This window comes from Sphingomonas sp. 179-A 2A2 NHS (assembly GCF_045371305.1).
Lineage (GTDB): Bacteria > Pseudomonadota > Alphaproteobacteria > Sphingomonadales > Sphingomonadaceae > Sphingomonas.
Map to the genome: position 1 here is coordinate 47,299 of NZ_JBIQDE010000006.1, position 18,025 is coordinate 65,323.

The following is an 18,025-nucleotide window of genomic DNA, read 5'->3' on the forward strand; positions in this document are numbered from 1 at the left end:
ATAGAACGGGAGAGGGCCATGGATCTTTCGCTCAGCGACGAGCAGGCGATGCTCCGCGACACGCTGACGCGCTATCTGGCGCAGCATTTCGCCTTCGATCCGCACCGCCCACGTGACGGCAAGGCGCTATGGCGCGCACTTGGCCAGGATCTCGGCGTGCTCGGCGCGACGCTCCCGGCGGAGGCCGGCGGCCTTGGCGGCGGCGCGGTGGAGGCGATGGTCGTCGCCGACGCGCTGGGCGAGGCGCTTGCTCCCATCCCCTATATCGACGGCGTGGTGATCGCCGGCAGCTTGCTTCAGGCGGCGGGCGGTGAGCGCGCCGCTGCCCTCCTGCCGCAGATCGCTGATGGCAGCACGCGCGCAGTGCTCGCCGCCGGGGAAGCCGACAGCCGACAGGCGCTCGAAGCCGTGACAACGAAGGCGGAGAAGAGCGGCAACGGCTGGGTGCTGACCGGCGAGAAGATCGTCGTCGCCGGCGCGCCGGACGCCGACTGGCTGCTCGTCACTGCCCGCACCTCGGGCGCCCCGCGCGACGTGCGCGGCGTCTCGCTGTTCCTCGTGCCAACGGACGCGGCCGGCGTGTCGCGCCACGATTATCGCCTGATCGACGGGCTTCCCGCGGCCGACATCACGCTCGCCGGCGTGTCGCTGCCGGCCGACGCGCTGCTGGGCGAAGAGGGCGCCGCGCTCCCGCTGCTGGAACGCGCGCGGGACGCCGGCATTGCCGCGCTCTGCGCCGAGGCAGCCGGCCTTGCCCGCAAGATGCTGGGTGACACGGTCGCCTACACCAAGGAGCGCAAGCAGTTCGGCCAGCCGCTCGCCAGCTTCCAGGCGCTGCAGCACCGCATGGTCGACATGTTCATCGCTGCCGAACAGGCGACCTCGGCGGCCTATCTCGCCGCGCTGAACGTGGATGCGGCGGCTAATGTGCGCGCCCGCGCGATCGCCGCTGCCAAGGCTACCGTCGCCGATGCGATCCGCTTCATCGGCCAGAATGCCGTCCAGCTGCACGGCGCGATGGGGATGACCGACGAGCTCGCCGTCGGCCATTATTTCCGCCGCGCTACGGCAATCGAGCAGCAGTTCGGCGCCGCCGACCACCATCTGAAGCGCTACGCCGCGCTGATGCGCGCCGAGCTGGCGATCTGAGAAGGCCCCCTCCGCACGACGCGGAAGGGACCTCTCGCGTTACAGCACGAAGCGGCTGAGGTCGGTGTTGCGCGCGACGCCGGCGAGGTGCTGCTCGACATAAGCCGCATCCACCGTCACCGAGCTGCCCGCGCGATCCTCGGCGTCGAAGCTCACTTCCTCAAGCAGCTTCTCCATCACGGTCTGCAGCCGGCGGGCGCCGATATTCTCGATCTCGCCATTCACTTCGGCCGCGATCCGCGCGACGGCGCGAATGCCGTCCTCGGTGAAGTCGACGGTGACGCCTTCGGTACCGATCAGCGCCTTGTACTGCGCCGGCAATGACGCCTTCGTGTCGGACAGGATGGCGACGAAATCATCCTCGGTCAGGCCCTTCAGCTCGACGCGGATTGGCAGGCGCCCCTGAAGCTCAGGCAACAGGTCGCTCGGCTTCGCCACATGAAACGCGCCCGACGCGATGAACAGGATATGGTCCGTCTTCATCGGGCCGTACTTCGTCGAAACCGTGGTGCCCTCGATCAGCGGCAGCAGGTCGCGCTGCACGCCCTCGCGGCTCACCGAACCGCCGCGCACGTCGCTCACCGCGATCTTGTCGATCTCGTCGAGGAAGACGATCCCGTTCGCCTCCGCATCGGCCAGCGCGACGCGGCTCACCTCATCCTGGTCGAGCCGCTTGTCGGCCTCTTCCTCGACCAGCTTTTCCCATGCCGCGGGCACCAGCAGCTTGCGCCGCTTGGTCTGCCCGCCGCCCAGCTTGCCGAACATTTCGCCCAGGTTGATCATGCCCATCTGGCCGCCACCGGGCATTTCGAACGGCATCTGCGGCGCGACCTGAAGCTCAAGCTCGATCTCGGTCTGGTCGAGATGCCCGTCGCGGAAGCGCTGGCGGAAGCTTTCGCGCGTTGCCTGGCTTGAATCCTTGCCGACCAGCGCATCGAGCAGCCGGTCCATCGCCGCTTCCTCGGCCTTGTCCTTCACCGCGTTGCGGCGACGTTCCTTTTCCAGCCGCACCGCTTCCTCGACCAGGTCGCGCGCGATCTGCTCCACGTCGCGGCCGACATAGCCGACCTCGGTGAACTTGGTCGCTTCCACCTTCACGAACGGCGCATCGGCCAGCTTCGCCAGGCGGCGGCTGATCTCGGTCTTGCCGCAGCCGGTCGGCCCGATCATCAGGATGTTCTTGGGCGTGACCTCGTCGCGCAGCTCAGGCGCCAGCTTCTGCCGGCGCCAGCGGTTGCGCAGCGCCACCGCCACGGCACGCTTCGCGTCCTTCTGTCCGATGATATGTGCGTCGAGGGCGGCGACGATCGCCTTGGGGGTAAGTGTGTCCTTCATCGCGCCCGCATATCGGGGCCGATCGGCGGGGGATCAAGCGGCGCGCGTGCCTTCACCCCTCCCGCACGATCCCTTTCAGGCGATACAGCTGGTCCAGCGCCTCGCGCGGTGACAGCGCATCGACATCCAGCGCCTCCACCGCCGCACGCAACGGGTCCACCGTCTCCTCCGGCACGGCCGCCGCAGCAGCGGCGAACAGCGGCAGGTCGTCCAGCCCCGCCGCCAGCCCGCCGGTCTTGGCGCGCCCCGCCTCCAGCTTCGCCAGCACCGCCTTCGCCCGCGCCACCGTTGCCGGCGGCATGCCGGCGAGCCGCGCGACGGCAAGACCATAGCTGCGATCCGCCGGCCCATCAGCCAGTTCGTGCAGCAGAACCAGTTCGCCCTTCCACTCGCGCGCCCGCACATGGTGCAGCGACAGCGCGTCGCATCGCTCCGCCAGCCGCGTCAGCTCGTGATAGTGCGTTGCGAACAGGCAGCGGCAGCGATTGTCCTCGTGAATCGCCTCCACCACCGCCCAGGCGATGGCGAGCCCGTCATAGGTCGATGTGCCGCGCCCCACCTCGTCGAGGATGACGAAGCTCTGCGGCGTCGCCTGCGCCAGGATCGCCGCGGTCTCGACCATCTCGACCATGAAGGTCGATCGTCCGCGCGCCAGATTGTCCGACGCCCCGACGCGGCTGAACAGCCGGTCGACCAGCCCCAGCGTCGCACTGGTGGCCGGCACATAGCTTCCCGCCTGCGCCAGCACCGCGATCAGCGCATTCTGCCGCAGGAACGTCGACTTGCCGCCCATGTTCGGGCCGGTGACGAGCCACAGCCGCGAGCTTTCGGACAGCGTGCAATCATTGGCGACGAACCGCTCGCCCGCCTTGGCAACCGCCGCCTCCACCACCGGATGCCGACCGCCGATGATCTCGAAGCATGGATGCTCCACAAGGCTCGGCCGCGCCCAGCCGCCCTCCGCGGCGCGCTCCGCCAGCCCGGCCGCCACGTCCAGCCGCGCCAGCGCATCCGCCGTCGCCGCGATCGGCTCGGCGCGGGCGAGCGCCGCAGCGATCAGGTCCTCGAGATGCGACGCCTCCGCCGCCACCGCATGCGCGCCCGCCTGCGTCACCCGGCTCGCCACCTCGTGCAGCTCGGGCGCGTTGAAGCGCACCGCCCCTGCCATCGTCTGGCGATGCGTGAAGCCGCTGTCGGGCTTCATCAGCGCCTCGGCATTCTTCGCCGGCACCTCGACATGATAGCCAAGCACGTTGTTGTGCCGGATCTTCAGGCCGTTGATCCCGGTCTCGGTGCGATAGCGCGCCTCCAGCGCCGCAATCGCCTTGCGCCCGCCTGATCCTGCATCGCGCAGATCGTCGAGCGCGGCGTCATAGCCCTCCGCGATGAAGCCGCCGTTCGCCGCGTCGATCGGCGGCATCGGCACCAGCGCGCGCTTGAGGAGGTCGATCAGCTCACCATGCCCGCGCAACCGCGGTGTCAGCTGCGCCAGCAGGTCGCCGCCTGCCCCGTCCACCAGCTGCGCCTCGATCGATTGCAGCGTCTCCGCCAGCAACCATGCGCCGTCGAGCCCATCGCGCAGCTGCCCCAGGTCGCGCGGGCTGCCTCGCCCGGCCACCAGCCGCCCGATCGCACGGCCGATATCGGGCAGCGCGCGCAACCGCTCGCGCAGCCGGGCGCGCAGGTCGCCGTCCTCGTGGAACAGCGTGACCAACGCCAGCCGCGCCTCGATCGCAGTCCTGTCCATCAACGGCGCGCCGATATCCGCCGCCAGCAGTCGCGCCCCCGCCCCCGTTACCGTACGGTCCACCGCATCGAGCAAACTGCCCTTACGCGTGCCGCCGGCGGTGCAGGTCAGCTCCAGGCTCTCGCGCGTCGCCGCATCGATCGCCATCGTCTCGGCGCTGCGGCGGATCACCGGCGCACGTAGGAACGGCAGCGTCCCCTTCCCATTATGGTCGAGGTACGCGATCAGCCCGCCCGCCGCGGCGAGCATCGCGCGATCGAACTGGCCGAAGCCGTCGAGTGTCGCCACGCCGTGCAGGCGCTTCAGCCGCTCCTCGCCGCGCGCGCTGTCGAATTCGCCGCGCGGACGCCACACCGTCGCCGGCGCATCGCTCCCCTCGGCCGCCACCACTTCCGCCGCCGCCAGCCGCGCAAGCTCCGCGCCCAATGCCTGCGGCGAACAGGCGATCACCTCGAACCGGCCGGTCGATACGTCCGCCGCCGCGATCCCGACGCCGCCCGCCGCTTCGCCCACCGCGACGCACCAGTTCGCGGCGCGCGCATCCAGCAGCGCTTCCTCGGTCAACGTCCCCGCGGTGACGAAGCGGATGATCGCGCGGTTCACCAGCGCCTTCGATCCGCGTGCCTTGCGCGCCTCTTCCGGACTCTCTGTCTGCTCCGCGATGGCCACGCGGCGCCCGGCCTTGATCAGCCGCTGGAGATACGCCGTCGCCGCATGCACCGGCACGCCGCACATTGGAATCTTCTCGCCCGCATGTTCGCCGCGCGCCGTCAGCGCGATATCAAGCACCCCGCTCGCGATCCGCGCATCCTCGAAGAACAATTCGAAGAAGTCGCCCATGCGATAGAACAGCAGGCAATCGCCCGCTTCTTCCTTCAGCGCCAGATATTGCGCCATCATCGGCGTCGGAGCGGTGGGTTCGGCCATGATTTTCCGGGTGTCGAAACGGATGAGGTGCGGATGCGGGCAGACGGACGTAGCGCTGCCCGGCGGATCGCGCCTGTCTAGCCAGACATGCCGCCGCTGACGAGTGGCGCTTTGGCCGCAAGCATCGGGACGCGCGCTCGTTCGGCCGCTATTAAGGGCAAGCCGAAGGAGCCGCGCCATGACCTTTGCGACCGCCACCATCCCCTCGCCGACCGGCGATCTGACGCTGATCGCCAGCGACATCGGTCTCGCCGCGATCCTGTGGGATGACGATGCAGCGATGCAGGCGCGCTATTCGCCCCGCCGCGCGGATCCGGACCATCCCGTGATCGCCGCCGCCATCCGCCAGCTGGACGAATATTTCGCCGGCACGCGCACCACCTTCGATCTGCCGCTCGATCCGGTCGGCACCGGGTTCCAGCGCGACGTGTGGCGCGCGCTCCTCACCATCCCTTATGGCGAGACGCGCAGCTACGCCGACATCGCCCGCGCGATCGGCCGCCCCAGCGCCAGCCGCGCGGTCGGCGCCGCGAACGGCCGCAATCCGATCCCCATCGTCACGCCGTGCCACCGCGTGATCGGCAGCAACGGCGCGCTCACCGGCTTCGGCGGCGGGCTGCCGAACAAGCAATTGCTGCTCGCGCTCGAACGCGGGGAAACTGCGCTGCTCTGAGCCATCTCTTTCGACTGGCGCCGCTTTGACTCGCGCTTGGCCGCCCGGTCGGCCATCATCGCATCATGTCGGTCCTCGCGAAGGAAGTGATGCCAGCATGATGCGCCCTCTGCCTCACCCAGCACGCCTCTTGAGGTGCGACGCATGAGCGACGACACCGATCAGCCGATCCGCTGCAGCTGGGCGCAAGGCAATCCGCTGATGCGCGCCTATCACGACACCGAATGGGGCGTGCCGCAGCATGATCCGCGCATGCTGTGGGAAATGCTGATGCTCGAAGGCTTCCAGGCGGGCCTCTCGTGGCAGATCGTGCTCAACAAGCGCGAAGGGTTCCGCGCCGCCTTCGCCGGTTTCGATCCAACCGGGGTCGCCCGGTTCGATGCCGCCGATGTCGATCGCCTGATGGCCGATCCCGGCATCGTACGCGCCCGCGCCAAGATCGATGCGACGATCCGCGGCGCGCAGCTTTACGAGGCGATGGGCCCCGCCGCCTTCCACGATTTCTGCTGGGGCTTCACCGATGGCCAGCCGATCCTCGGCAGCGGCACGCAATGGCTCGCCACCACGCCTTTGTCGGAACGGATTTCGAAGGAGCTGAAGGCCCTTGGCTTCAAGTTCGTCGGCCCGACGATCGTCTATGCCTGGATGCAGGCGGTCGGCATCGTCAACGATCACCAGTCCGATTGCTTCCGCCGCTACGGCATGCCCGTAGTTGCATCGTAACGGTCTCTGCCTAAAGGTCCCCCGCGCCATTCCCCCCCGGAGCCCCAATGACCGACGAGACCAAGACCAACGTAGAATTTTCCGAGCGCGAGGCGCTGCTGTTCCATTCGGAAGGCCGCCCCGGCAAGATCGAGATCATCGCCTCCAAGCCGATGGCGACCCAGCGCGATCTCGCCCTGGCCTATTCCCCCGGCGTCGCGGTGCCGGTGAAGGCGATCGCCGACGATCCGGCCACTGCGTACGATTATACTGCGAAGGGCAATCTGGTCGCCGTCATCTCCAACGGCACCGCCATCCTCGGCATGGGCAATCTCGGCGCGCTCGCCTCGAAGCCCGTGATGGAAGGCAAGGCGGTGCTGTTCAAGCGCTTCGCCGACGTCGACTCGATCGATCTCGAGGTGAATACCGAGGACGTCGACGCCTTCATCAACTGCGTCGCGCTGCTCGAGCCGTCGTTCGGCGGCATCAACCTTGAGGACATCAAGGCGCCGGAATGCTTCATCATCGAGCAGACCCTTCGCGAACGCATGAACATCCCAGTGTTCCATGATGACCAGCACGGCACCGCGATCATCACCGCGGCCGGCCTCATCAACGCCTGCCTCGTCACTGGCCGCGCGCTCGGTGACATCAAGGTGGTGGTGAACGGCGCCGGCGCCGCCGCGATCGCCTGTACCGAACTGATCAAGGCGATGGGCGTCCGGCACGAGAACGTGCTGATCTGCGATCGCAAGGGCGTGATCTACCAGGGCCGCGACAATGTGAACCAGTGGCAGTCGGCGCATGCCGTGCCCAGTGAGGCGCGCACGCTGACGGAAGCGCTGGTCGGCGCGGACGTGTTCCTCGGCCTTTCCGCCGCCGGCGCGCTGAAGCCGGAAATGGTGAAGGACATGGCCAAGGCGCCGATCATCTTCGCCATGGCCAATCCGGAGCCCGAGATCCGCCCCGAACTGGCGCGCAGCGTCCGTCCAGATGCCATCATCGCCACCGGCCGCTCGGATTATCCGAACCAGGTCAACAACGTCCTCGGCTTCCCCTTCATCTTCCGCGGCGCGCTCGACGTGCGCGCCTCGGCGATCAACGATCAGATGAAGATCGCCGCGGCGCAGGCGATCGCCGAACTCGCGCGCGAGCGGGTGCCGGAGGAAGTCGCCGCGGCCTATGGCGTGCAGCATGTCTTCGGCCCGGATTACATCATTCCGGCGCCGTTCGACCCGCGCCTGATGGAGATCGTCCCCGCCGCCGTCGCCAAGGCGGCGATGGATTCGGGCGTCGCACGCCGCCCGATCCTCGACATGGAGGGCTATCGCCAGAGCCTGCGCGCGCGGCTCAATCCCACCACCTCGGTGCTCAGCCTCGCGTACGAGGGCGCCCGCGCACACCCGAAGCGCGTGCTATTCGCGGAGGGCGAGGAGGAAGTGGTGCTTCGCGCCGCCATCGCCTTCAAGGAGGGCGGCTATGGCATTCCGGTGCTGGTCGGCCGCGACGACGTGCCCGATCGCCTGCGCGCGCTCGGCATCGCCAATCCCGAGGAATATGAGCTGCACAACAGCCGCATCTCGCCGCTGGTGCCGCAGATGGTCGACTTCCTCTACGCCCGCCTCCAGCGGCGCGGTTACCTGCGCCGCGATTGCGAGCGGATGATCAACCAGGATCGCAACATCTTCGGCGCGGTGCTGCTGCAGCTCGGCCAGGCCGACGCGATGATCACCGGCATCACCCGCCCGTTCGCGCAGTCGATGCGCGAGGTGCGCCGCGTCGTCGATCCGGCGCCCGGCCGCACGCCGTTCGGCATCCACCTGATGGTCGGCCAGAGCCACACCGTGTTCATCGCCGACACGACGGTGAACGAACGGCCCAGCCCCGAACAGCTCGCCGACATCGCCGAGCAGACCGCCGCCGTCGCCCGCCGCATGGGCCACGAGCCGCGCGTCGCGTTCCTCAGCTACTCCACCTTCGGCAATCCCAAGGGCTCGTTCCTCGACAATGTGCGCGAGGCCATCACCGTGCTCGACGGGCGCAAGGTCGGTTTCGAATATGAAGGCGAGATGACGCCGGACGTCGCGCTCAATCCGAAGCAGCTGGCGAACTATCCTTTCGCGCGCCTTTCCGGCCCGGCGAACGTGCTGATCATGCCCGGCCTCCAGTCCGCGCATATCTCCGCGAAGCTGCTGCGCGAGCTTGGCGGCGACAGCGTGATCGGCCCGATGCTGGTCGGCATGGAAAAGCCGGTGCAGATCGCACCGATGACGTCGTCTGCCAGCGATCTGATGACGCTGGCTGTGCTCGCCGCCGGCGGTGTCGCGCGCTAAGCTGAAGTAAAGGCGGGCGCGGGAGCGATCCTGCGCCCGCCCTTATCGTGCGCGCGATCGTTACACCCCACGCAACCATTATCGCCGCCCAGCCATTACCCCCTTCGTCCAGAACAGCGAAGGAGGAAGCGATGCGGAGTGTTGCGTTGGCCGCAATTGGCGCAGCCGTGATGGTAACGGGCTGCACGGGAGACAATTACGGCCCACGTCGTGGTTACGGCGGCAGTTACGCCAATTACGACTATAACCGCCCCGATCCCAGCTACGGCGGCTATGAAGCGGATCGCTATTACCGCGACGACCGGCGTTATCGTGAGCGTCGCTTGTCGCCCAACGAGCGCATCTATGCCGGCCGCGACGGTCGTTACTATTGCCGCCGCGATGACGGCACGACCGGCCTGATCGTCGGCGGCATTGCCGGCGGCGTGCTCGGCACGGCCCTGAAGCCCGGCGGCTCGGGCATCCTCGGCGCGCTCCTTGGCGGCGCAGCCGGTTCGGCGCTCGGCCAGTCGGTCGACCGCAACAGCAACCGCAACGAGGTCGTCTGCCGGTGAGGTCTGCGGGTGCCGGGCAATCCGGCACCCCGGCTTCGCGCGCCATTTAACGCGATCGACTTAAAACCCCCTTCCCTCCGCGCGCGGGACGGGGCATCGTGCTTCGTGTGCGGCAAAGACCGCAAGCGGAGAGACGGATGACGAAGCGGATCGCAGTAATCGGTGCAGGCATGGGCGGGCTGTGCGCCGCCATCAAGGGGCGGGAGGCCGGCCACGCCGTCACCGTCTTCGAACATGCCGATTCGGTCGGCGGCACCTGGCGCGCCAATCGCTACCCCGGCGTTGCCTGCGATGTGCCAGCCATCCTCTACCAGTTCAGCTTCGCGCCCAATCCGAACTGGAGCCACCATTACGCGCGCGGCGCGGAGATCCACGATTACACCAAGGGCTTGGTCCATCAGTTCGGCCTCGCCGAGACGCTGCGCCTCAACGAGGGCGTGACGAAGGCCGTCTGGAACGAAGGCGACGGCACCTGGACGATCGAGACGGAGAAAGGCGCCAGCGAGACGTTCGACGCGATCGTCCCGGCGCTCGGCCAGCTCAGCCGCCCCTGCTTTCCCGACATCCCCGGCGTGCACGATTTCGCCGGCGCGAAATGGCACGCGGCGGAATGGGACGACAGCGTTGACCTGAAGGGCAAGCGCGTCGGCGTGATCGGCTCGGCGGCCAGCGCGGTGCAGCTCATCCCCGAAGTCGCCAAGGAGGCCGGCCACCTCGTCGTCTTCCAGCGCACCCCCAATTGGGTGGTGCCGCGCAACGATCATCACGTCACGCCAGAGGTGAAGGCGCTGATGGCCACCAACCTCGACATGGCGATGAAGCTCGGCGCGCAACAACGCGCGGCGATCTTCGACACGGCCGACAGCTATTTCTGGCAGGCGTTCAAGTGGACGCCCGAAGGCCGCGCCGCCTACACCCGCACCGCACTCGACCATCTCGAGGCGCAGGTGCCCGATCCCGAGCTGCGCGCAAAGCTCACCCCCGATTATCCGATCGGCTGCAAGCGCATCCTCATCACCGACGATTTCTACCCCGCGCTGAGGCGCGACAACGTCACGCTCGAAACCTCCGGGATCGAGGCGATCGAGGCCAATGGCGTGCGCACCAAGGACGGGTTCCACGAACTCGACGTGCTGATCTTCGCCACCGGCTTCGAGACGACGCAATGGGACTGGTCGATGGAGGTCGTCGGCGAGGAGGGCCGCACGCTCAAGGAGACGTGGAAGGACGGACCCGAGGCCTATCTCGGCATCATGGTCGCCGGCTTCCCCAACATGTTCATCCTCTACGGCCCGAACACGAACTTGGGCCACAATTCGATCAGCTTCATGATCGAGCAGCAGGTCGGCTACATGCTGCAGACTCTCGCCGCGCTGGAAGCCGAGCAGGCCAGGGCCGCCGGCGTCACCCCCGACGGCCAGCGCCGCTTCAACGAGCGCATCACGCAGCTATTGTCGAACACCGTCTGGGCCGATCCGCACTGTCGCAGCTGGTACAAGGCCGCCAACGGCCGCGTGTACCAGAACTGGGCCGGAGACTGCGCCAGCTACGCCGAGGAAACCGCCGTGATCGACCGCGAAGCCGTCGCGCTGCGCTGACCGGAAAAGCCCCTCCCCTTCGGGGGAGGGGTCGAAGCGGGGCATGCCAAACAACAGCTCCCCGCTAACCCGCCGTCATCCCGGACTTGATCCGGGATCCCGCTTACTTTTCCCGCCGGCGCGCGCGGCCGCGATGGCTAAGGCGCGGCCCAGCTCACCCGTCGCTGACGCGCTCGATATCCGCCCCCACTGCCGACAGCTTTTCCTCCAGCCGCTCGTAACCGCGGTCCAGGTGATAGACGCGGTTGACCGAGGTCTCGCCCTCTGCGGCCAGACCGGCCAGGATCAGGCTCATCGATGCGCGCAAATCCGTCGCCATCACCGGCGCGCCGACCAGCTTGTCGACGCCGCGCACCACCGCGGTCCGCCCGCTCACCGTGATGTCCGCGCCCATCCGCGCCAGCTCGGGCACGTGCATGTAGCGGTTCTCGAAGATCGTCTCGGTCAGCACGCTCGCGCCATCGGCCTTGCACAGCATCGCCATGAATTGCGCCTGCATGTCGGTGGCAAAGCCCGGGAAGGGCGCGGTGGTCAGCGTCAGCGGCTGGAGCGGCCCCTGCGCCGTCACGCGCACCGCGTTCTTCTTCAGCTCCACCAGCACGCCCGCGTCGGCCAGCGCGGAAAGCGTCGCCCCCATGCTCTCGGGATCGACGTTCACCAGTTCCAGGCTGCCGCCGGTGATCGCCGCCGCGCAGGCATAGCTGCCCGCCTCGATCCGGTCCGGCATCACAGCATAGGTGGCGCCGTGCAGGCGATCGACGCCCTCGATCTCCAGCGTCTCGGTGCCGATCCCCTCGATCTGCGCGCCCATCGCGACGAGGCACCGGCACAGGTCGACGATCTCGGGCTCGCGCGCGGCATTCTCGATCCGTGAGCTGCCCTTCGCGGTCACCGCCGCCATCACGACATTCTCGGTCGCGCCGACAGAGACGACCGGGAAGCGATAGCGCCCGCCCGAAAGGCGCCCGACGCCGTTCACCTTGGGTGCCCGCGCGGTGACATAGCCCGCGCTCATCTCCAGCTCGGCGCCGATCGCCTCCAGCGCCTTCAGGTGAAGGTCGATCGGGCGATTGCCGATCGCGCATCCGCCCGGCAGCGACACGCGCGCCTCGCCGGCCCGCGCTAGGATGGGCCCGAGCACCAGGATCGATGCGCGCATCTTGCGCACGATGTCATACGGCGCCTCGGTCGAGGTCAGCTGCCCCGCTCGGATCGTCATCACGCGGCCGAATTCGTCCGGCCGGGTGCCCTCGATCGCGGTCGACGCGCCCAGCTGGTTCAGCAGATGGCCGAACCCGTCAACATCGGCCAGCCGCGGCAGGTTGCGCAGCGTCAGCGGCTCGTCGGTCAGCAGCGCACACGGCATCAGGGTGAGCGCTGCATTCTTCGCGCCCGAAATCGGCAGCTTGCCCGACAGACGGTTGCCACCACGGATGAGGATACGGTCCATCGTGTGCCTCTAGCCGTGCGCTTCGCCCGCGCCAAGCGACGGCAGCGTAACGATGTTGATCGACTTTAATGCAGCCGCGCGCAATCGGTGACTAGCGTCCGCGCCTCAACCGGGGGGCCACCAACGCGTGCCAAGTAGCTGTTTCGCCGACCGTCTCGGCGAGTATATGTCTTTGTCAGAAGCGGAGCGGACGGCCCTTCAGGGGCTGGAGGATCGTGAGCGCGTGCTGCGGCGGGGCGCCACGCTGATCCGAGAGAATGACGTCTCGACCGATCTGTTCATCGTCAAGCAGGGCATGATGATGAGCTGCGTCATCCTGGATGACGGCAGCCGGCAGATCCTGCGCTTCCTGTTCCCCGGAGACATGATCGCGCTGTCGGCGCTGGCCTATGCCCGTGCGCCGGAAACGGTTACGGCGCTGGCCGAAAGCATCGTCTGCCCGTTCGAGCGGCCGGTGATGGCGCGGCTGGCGGCGCAGCAGCCGCGCTTGTTCGCGGCGATCGTCGCGATCAACCAGATGGAGCGGGTGGCGCTGACGGATCGCCTCGCCGGGCTCGGCCGCACCTCTGCCAAGGCGCGGGTCGCCTCGGTGCTGCTCGACGTGCGCAATCGCCTGCGCCGGATCGATCCGACGCTGGGCGACAGTTTCCCGCTCGGGCTGACCCAGGAGGAGATCGGTGACGCCACCGGGCTCACCGCCGTCCACGTCAACCGCATGCTGCGCCAGCTGGAGGATGAACAGCTGATCGCGCGCGGCTCCGGCCGGGTCACCTTCCTCGATGAGCGGCGGCTCGCGCGGGCGGCCAATTACGTCGATCGACGCGGCAACATCGATCTCACGTGGCTGCCGCCGCGCGCGCCTAGCGGTGCCCCGACGCGGAGCTAGCGCAGCCGCTCGACGAACTTGATGACATATTCGTAGGCGGCGCGATCCTCGGCCGCCAGCCGGGCATTCAGCGCCACGCCGTCACCCGTCACGGCGCGCGATTTCCACAGCGCGACCTGGTACGCCTTGCGCTCCGCGGCGCAGGATTGATCGGTCTGCAGCGCGATCGTCGCCGGCGTGCCGCTGCTCGCCATCGCGACCTGCGCGTAGTCCTCAAGGCAGGTGTACCACGCCGCCCGCTCCGCCGCCGCCGGCACCTCCGCTTCTGCGCCGGCGAGCAGCAGCATCGGCAACAGCAGCATCGCCGGCGCGGCGGTCAGGCGCTTACGCCTTTTCCAGCGTGCATTGCAGCGGGTGCTGGTTGGCGCGGGCGAAATCCATCACCTGCCCCACCTTGGTCTCCGCCACTTCGTAACTGAACACGCCGCACACCCCGACGCCCTTCTGATGGACGTGAAGCATCACGCGCGTTGCTTCCTCGGCATTCATGCGGAAGAAGCGCTGCAGGCAAAGGACGACGAATTCCATCGGCGTGTAATCGTCGTTGAGCATCAACACGCGATAGGGGGTCGGCTGCTTGGTCTTCGCACGGGTGCGAGTCGCCACGCCGATACCGGTGCCCTCACCGCCATCTTCACGTCGTTCGGCCATGCTGATCGGGTAGGTCATTGTCACGCGCCAAAATATGGCAAGCTCACCGGCAAGGGCAAGGCCGCGGTTTGCGCTCGGGCCAAGAAAAAAGGGCGGCCGCCGTGCAGCAACCGCCCTTTCATCGCCTGTAATCAGGTGCGCGCGGTTACGCGGCGACCTTCATCTTCTCGGTCGCCAGCGCGACGCGGTTCGAGATCGGCTGCGCGATCTCACCCGCCAACTTCAGCGCCGCTTCGGTCGAGCGCGAGGTTTCCGCGACGAACGCATCGAAGGACGCGCGCGCGAAGTCGCTCTGCAGCTTGAACAGATCGGTCGGCGAGGTGACGCTCGCCATCGATCGGAACGCGGCAGTCGCCTGCTCGTACGAGCTCTTGGCATAGGCAGCGGCATTCTGGCCCATCTGCTCGAAGCCCTTGGCGGCGATCTTCGAGGATTCCACCACCGCTTCGATATTGCCCTTGTTGAACGCGCCGATCTCCTGGATCGTCTCCACGCCCTTTTCCATCTGTGCCTTGGCACGCTCGTTCACCTCGGCGAACGCGGCCTTGGTCTTCTCCGTCATTGCTTCGATCGTCTCGACCATCTTGAATTCCTTCGCGCTGCGGGTCGCCGGCTCTGCGGCGTCATCATTGTCGACGGCCGCCGGCGATATGATCTCGTCCGTGTCCGTCCCGATCGGCTTCTTGAAGGCCGACTTCCTCGCCGGCGCCTTCAGCACCGGGGGCACAGGGCTGGGGCCGTTATCGGCCACCGCGGGTACGATTTCGTCGAGGCTGGTCGGCGTCGCAGAAGTGTCGGACATGCACACGGCTCCTTATGCTGCAACGCACAATAAGCCTTTTCGGGCAATGTTTCAATGTTATTTGTGCGGCGCAGCAAAGTATCGCGCGTTACTTCGCCGTTCACCGAGCGCGCACGTAACTTCCCGGCGCGTCTTCGATCGCAGCCAGGCGGCCGCCGCCCGGCACCCGCGCGCCCGTCGCCGGCACCGTTTCTCCGCCATGGCCGCGCAGCCATTTTAGCCAGTGCAGCCACCAGCTGCCCTTGGTCTCGGTTGCGCCCGCGACGAACTCGTCCAGCGACTGCACCGGCGCGTCATTGGTCCAGTACTGATATTTCTGCGCCGCCGGCGGGTTCACGACGCCGGCGATATGGCCCGATCCTGCGAGGAGGAAGGTGACCGGCCCGCGGAAATGCCGGGTGATCTCGAACACGCTTTCCGCCGGCGCGATATGATCCTCGCGCCCCGCCTGCACGAACGACGGCGTCTTCACCCGCGTCAGGTCCAGCGGCACGCCCTGCACGGCGATCGCACCGGGCGAGACGAGCAGATTGTCGCGATACAGGTCGCGCAGATACGCCATGTGCCATTTCACCGGCAGGTTGGTCGTGTCGCCATTCCAGTGCAGCAGGTCGAACGGCGCGTAATCGTTGCCGAGCAGGTAATTGTTGGTGACGTAGTTCCAGATCAGGTCGCGCCCGCGCAGCAGGTTGAACGTCGCCGCCATGTAGCGCCCGTCGAGGAACCCCTCGGGCGCCAGCGTCTCGACCAGCTTCATCTGATCGTCGTCGATGAAGTTCCTGAGGTCCCCGGCGCGTGCGAAATCGACCTGTGCGGTGAAGAAGGTCGCGCTCTTCACCTTGTCCGCCTCGCCCCTTGCGGCGAGCAGCGCCAGCGTCGCGGCCAGCGTCGTCCCCGCCACGCAATAGCCGATGGCGTGGACGGACGGCACGTCGAGCAGCTCGCGGATCACGTCCACCGCCTCCACCTGCGCGCCGACATAATCGTCCCATGTGACGTGGGCCAGCGACGCATCGGCCGATTTCCACGAGACCATGAACACGCTGATCCCCTGGTCCAGGCACCAGCGGATGAAGCTCTTCTCGGGCGTCAGGTCCAGGATGTAGAAACGGTTGATCCACGGCGGAAAGATGACGAGCGGGGTCGCCAGCACGTCCGGCGTGGTCGGCGTGTACTGGATCAGCTCGTACAGCGGCGTGCGGTGGATCACCTTGCCCGGCGTGGTCGCCAGGTTGCGGCCCACCTCGAATGCGTCGCCCGGCGTGTGGGTCAGCTGCCCGCGCGCCAGGTCCGCCAGCATGTGCTGCATGCCCTTCAGCAGGTTCTCGCCCCTGGTCTCGATCGTCTTGGCGATCACCTCGGGGTTGGTCAGCGCGAAGTTGCTCGGGCTCATCGCGTCGACGAAGCCGCGCGCCGCGAAGCGCAGCTGCGCCCGGCGCGCCTCGTCCACGCCCTCGATCGCGTCGATCCCGCGCAGCATATGGTCGGCAATCATGAAATAGGATTGCCGGATCCAGTCGAACACCGGGTTCGCGCGCCACGCCTCGCCTCGGAAGCGCTTGTCCGCCGCCTGCGCCGCCGGCTCCTCGGGCCGGGGCGCGGCCGGATCGAGGAAGCGCTGCCACAGCGACAGGCTGTCCGCCCAGAAATCCTGCACCTGCTGCGCGAAGGGATTGGCCGCGGGCGTGGCGGGCGCCGCCTTCGCCATCGCCAGCCCCTGCTCCAGCATCATCTGCTGCGCACGGCCCATCACCCAAGTCCAGTGCTGGAGGTCCGCGAGGCTCGGCATCGCGCCCCCGCCGGCGCCCGCGCCCAGCGTCTCCGCCCATCCGGGCATGTCAGGACGCTCTGGCTTCTCTGAACTCGGCGTCGCTGGCTCGTCGGTCATCGATCCCTCTCGCCGCACAGCATAGCGTGGCTATGGGCGAGCGATAGCCTCCCTGCTTTCGCTCCGGCACGGCAAGGTCTATGCCGCATGTCCCAGCAAGAGGGATTCCCATGTCCGAAGAATTCTACCGCATGAAGCGCCTGCCGCCCTACGTCATCGCCGAAGTCAACGCGATGCGGGCCGCGGCGCGCGCGGGCGGCGAGGACATCATCGATCTGGGCATGGGCAATCCCGATCTGCCGCCGCCGGCGCATGTCATCGACAAGCTGGTCGAAGTGGCGAAGAAGCCCGATGCGCACGGCTATTCCGCGTCGAAGGGCATTCCGGGCCTGCGCCGTGCCCAGGCCAATTATTACGGCCGCCGCTTCGGCGTCGATGTCGATCCCGAAACCGAGGTGGTCGTCACCATGGGCTCCAAGGAAGGGCTCGCCAGCCTCGCCACCGCGATCACCGCGCCGGGCGACGTGGTGCTCGCGCCCAACCCCAGCTACCCGATCCACACCTTCGGTTTCATCATCGCCGGCGCCACGATCCGCGCCGTGCCGACGACGCCGGACGAGCATTATTTCGACAGCCTCGAACGCGCGATGAACTTCACCGTGCCGCGCCCCAGCATCCTCGTCGTCAATTACCCGTCGAACCCGACGGCGGAGGCGGTGGATCTCGCCTTCTACGAGCGGCTCGTCGCCTGGGCGCGCGAGAACCAGGTGTGGATCATCTCCGACCTCGCTTATTCCGAGCTCTATTACGACGGCAACCCGACGCCCTCGATCATGCAGGTGAAGGGCGCGAAGGACGTCGCCATCGAGTTCACCTCCTTGTCGAAGACCTATTCGATGGCCGGCTGGCGCATCGGCTTCGCGGTCGGCAACAAGACGCTGATCGCTGCCATGACACGGGTGAAGTCGTATCTCGATTACGGCGCCTTCACGCCGATCCAGGCCGCTGCCTGCGCCGCGCTTAACGGCCCGCAGGATATCGTCGAGCAGAACCGCAAGCTCTATCACAAGCGCCGTGACGTGATGGTGGAAAGCTTCGCCCGCGCCGGGTGGGACATTCCCTCCCCGCGCGCCTCGATGTTCGCCTGGGCGCCGCTGCCGCCCGCGCTCGCGCATCTCGGCAGCCTCGAATTTTCGAAGCAACTGCTCACCCATGCCAAGGTCGCGGTCGCGCCCGGCGTCGGCTACGGCGAGAATGGCGAGGGCTTCGTGCGCATCGCGATGGTCGAGAACGAGCAGCGGCTGCGCCAGGCGGCGCGCAACGTGAAGCGCTACCTCGCCAGCATGGGCGTCAACACCCCGGCACGGAACGCCGTTTGAGCCACCCCGAC

15 protein-coding genes are annotated in these 18,025 nt (G+C 67.6%); 8 read left to right on the top strand and 7 right to left on the bottom strand.

Features of this window, described 5'->3' with window-relative positions:
* Positions 1-18 precede the first annotated feature (18 nt).
* Entirely contained in the window at positions 19-1,149 is a 1,131-nt protein-coding gene (locus ACH0AE_RS14035) for an acyl-CoA dehydrogenase family protein (protein ID WP_294444784.1), read from the top strand.
* A gap of 39 nt (positions 1,150-1,188) precedes the next feature.
* Here the strand turns inward: ACH0AE_RS14035 and hslU are convergent, their stop codons facing one another.
* Both hslU and mutS read right to left on the bottom strand, forming a co-directional pair.
* A complete protein-coding gene (gene hslU / locus ACH0AE_RS14040) occupies positions 1,189-2,484 on the bottom strand; it encodes an ATP-dependent protease ATPase subunit HslU (RefSeq protein WP_088333870.1) in 1,296 nt (431 codons plus the stop codon).
* A 52-nt stretch (positions 2,485-2,536) separates the two neighbouring features.
* Positions 2,537-5,131 (bottom strand): DNA mismatch repair protein MutS, encoded by a 2,595-nt coding sequence (gene mutS / locus ACH0AE_RS14045; RefSeq protein ID WP_406875884.1) that lies wholly within the window; start codon positions 5,129-5,131, stop codon positions 2,537-2,539.
* A 205-nt stretch (positions 5,132-5,336) separates the two neighbouring features.
* Between mutS and ACH0AE_RS14050 the strand changes: the two genes are divergently transcribed.
* The 5 genes from ACH0AE_RS14050 (at position 5,337) to ACH0AE_RS14070 (ending at position 11,018) form a co-directional block, all read left to right on the top strand.
* The gene (locus tag ACH0AE_RS14050; RefSeq protein WP_294441853.1) at positions 5,337-5,831 is read left to right on the top strand and encodes a methylated-DNA--[protein]-cysteine S-methyltransferase; all 495 of its coding nucleotides are present in this window, start codon (positions 5,337-5,339) and stop codon (positions 5,829-5,831) included.
* A gap of 144 nt (positions 5,832-5,975) precedes the next feature.
* Positions 5,976-6,554, top strand: coding sequence for a DNA-3-methyladenine glycosylase I (locus ACH0AE_RS14055; RefSeq protein WP_294441854.1), 579 nt, complete (start codon positions 5,976-5,978; stop codon positions 6,552-6,554).
* Between the two features lie 47 nt (positions 6,555-6,601).
* A complete protein-coding gene (locus ACH0AE_RS14060) occupies positions 6,602-8,866 on the top strand; it encodes an NADP-dependent malic enzyme (protein ID WP_294441855.1) in 2,265 nt (754 codons plus the stop codon).
* Positions 8,867-8,997: 131 nt separating this feature from the next.
* A complete protein-coding gene (locus tag ACH0AE_RS14065) occupies positions 8,998-9,420 on the top strand; it encodes a glycine zipper 2TM domain-containing protein (RefSeq protein ID WP_294441856.1) in 423 nt (140 codons plus the stop codon).
* A 137-nt stretch (positions 9,421-9,557) separates the two neighbouring features.
* Positions 9,558-11,018: a flavin-containing monooxygenase gene (locus tag ACH0AE_RS14070; RefSeq protein ID WP_406875821.1), complete on the top strand. Its 1,461-nt coding sequence runs from the start codon at positions 9,558-9,560 to the stop codon at positions 11,016-11,018.
* Between the two features lie 154 nt (positions 11,019-11,172).
* Here the strand turns inward: ACH0AE_RS14070 and murA are convergent, their stop codons facing one another.
* A complete protein-coding gene (gene murA, locus ACH0AE_RS14075; protein WP_294441858.1) occupies positions 11,173-12,468 on the bottom strand; it encodes a UDP-N-acetylglucosamine 1-carboxyvinyltransferase in 1,296 nt (431 codons plus the stop codon).
* 166 nt (positions 12,469-12,634) lie between these two features.
* On the opposite strand from murA, the gene ACH0AE_RS14080 reads away from it, so the two are divergent.
* Positions 12,635-13,354, top strand: a complete 720-nt coding sequence (locus ACH0AE_RS14080; RefSeq protein ID WP_294441859.1) for a Crp/Fnr family transcriptional regulator — start codon at positions 12,635-12,637, stop codon at positions 13,352-13,354.
* Here ACH0AE_RS14080 and ACH0AE_RS14085 read toward each other — a convergent pair.
* From ACH0AE_RS14085 to ACH0AE_RS14100, 4 genes are all read right to left on the bottom strand, one after another.
* A complete protein-coding gene (locus tag ACH0AE_RS14085) occupies positions 13,351-13,656 on the bottom strand; it encodes a hypothetical protein (protein WP_294441860.1) in 306 nt (101 codons plus the stop codon). The genes ACH0AE_RS14080 and ACH0AE_RS14085 overlap by 4 nt on opposite strands.
* A 22-nt stretch (positions 13,657-13,678) precedes the next feature.
* A complete protein-coding gene (gene clpS / locus ACH0AE_RS14090) occupies positions 13,679-14,005 on the bottom strand; it encodes an ATP-dependent Clp protease adapter ClpS (protein ID WP_294441930.1) in 327 nt (108 codons plus the stop codon).
* Positions 14,006-14,150: 145 nt separating this feature from the next.
* A complete protein-coding gene (locus ACH0AE_RS14095) occupies positions 14,151-14,807 on the bottom strand; it encodes a phasin family protein (protein ID WP_294441861.1) in 657 nt (218 codons plus the stop codon).
* Positions 14,808-14,907: 100 nt separating this feature from the next.
* Positions 14,908-16,644: an alpha/beta hydrolase gene (locus ACH0AE_RS14100; RefSeq protein ID WP_294441931.1), complete on the bottom strand. Its 1,737-nt coding sequence runs from the start codon at positions 16,642-16,644 to the stop codon at positions 14,908-14,910.
* Between the two features lie 161 nt (positions 16,645-16,805).
* Between ACH0AE_RS14100 and ACH0AE_RS14105 the strand changes: the two genes are divergently transcribed.
* Complete coding sequence (locus ACH0AE_RS14105) at positions 16,806-18,014, top strand: LL-diaminopimelate aminotransferase (RefSeq protein WP_294441862.1); 1,209 nt, start codon at positions 16,806-16,808, stop codon at positions 18,012-18,014.
* Positions 18,015-18,025: the final 11 nt, after the last annotated feature.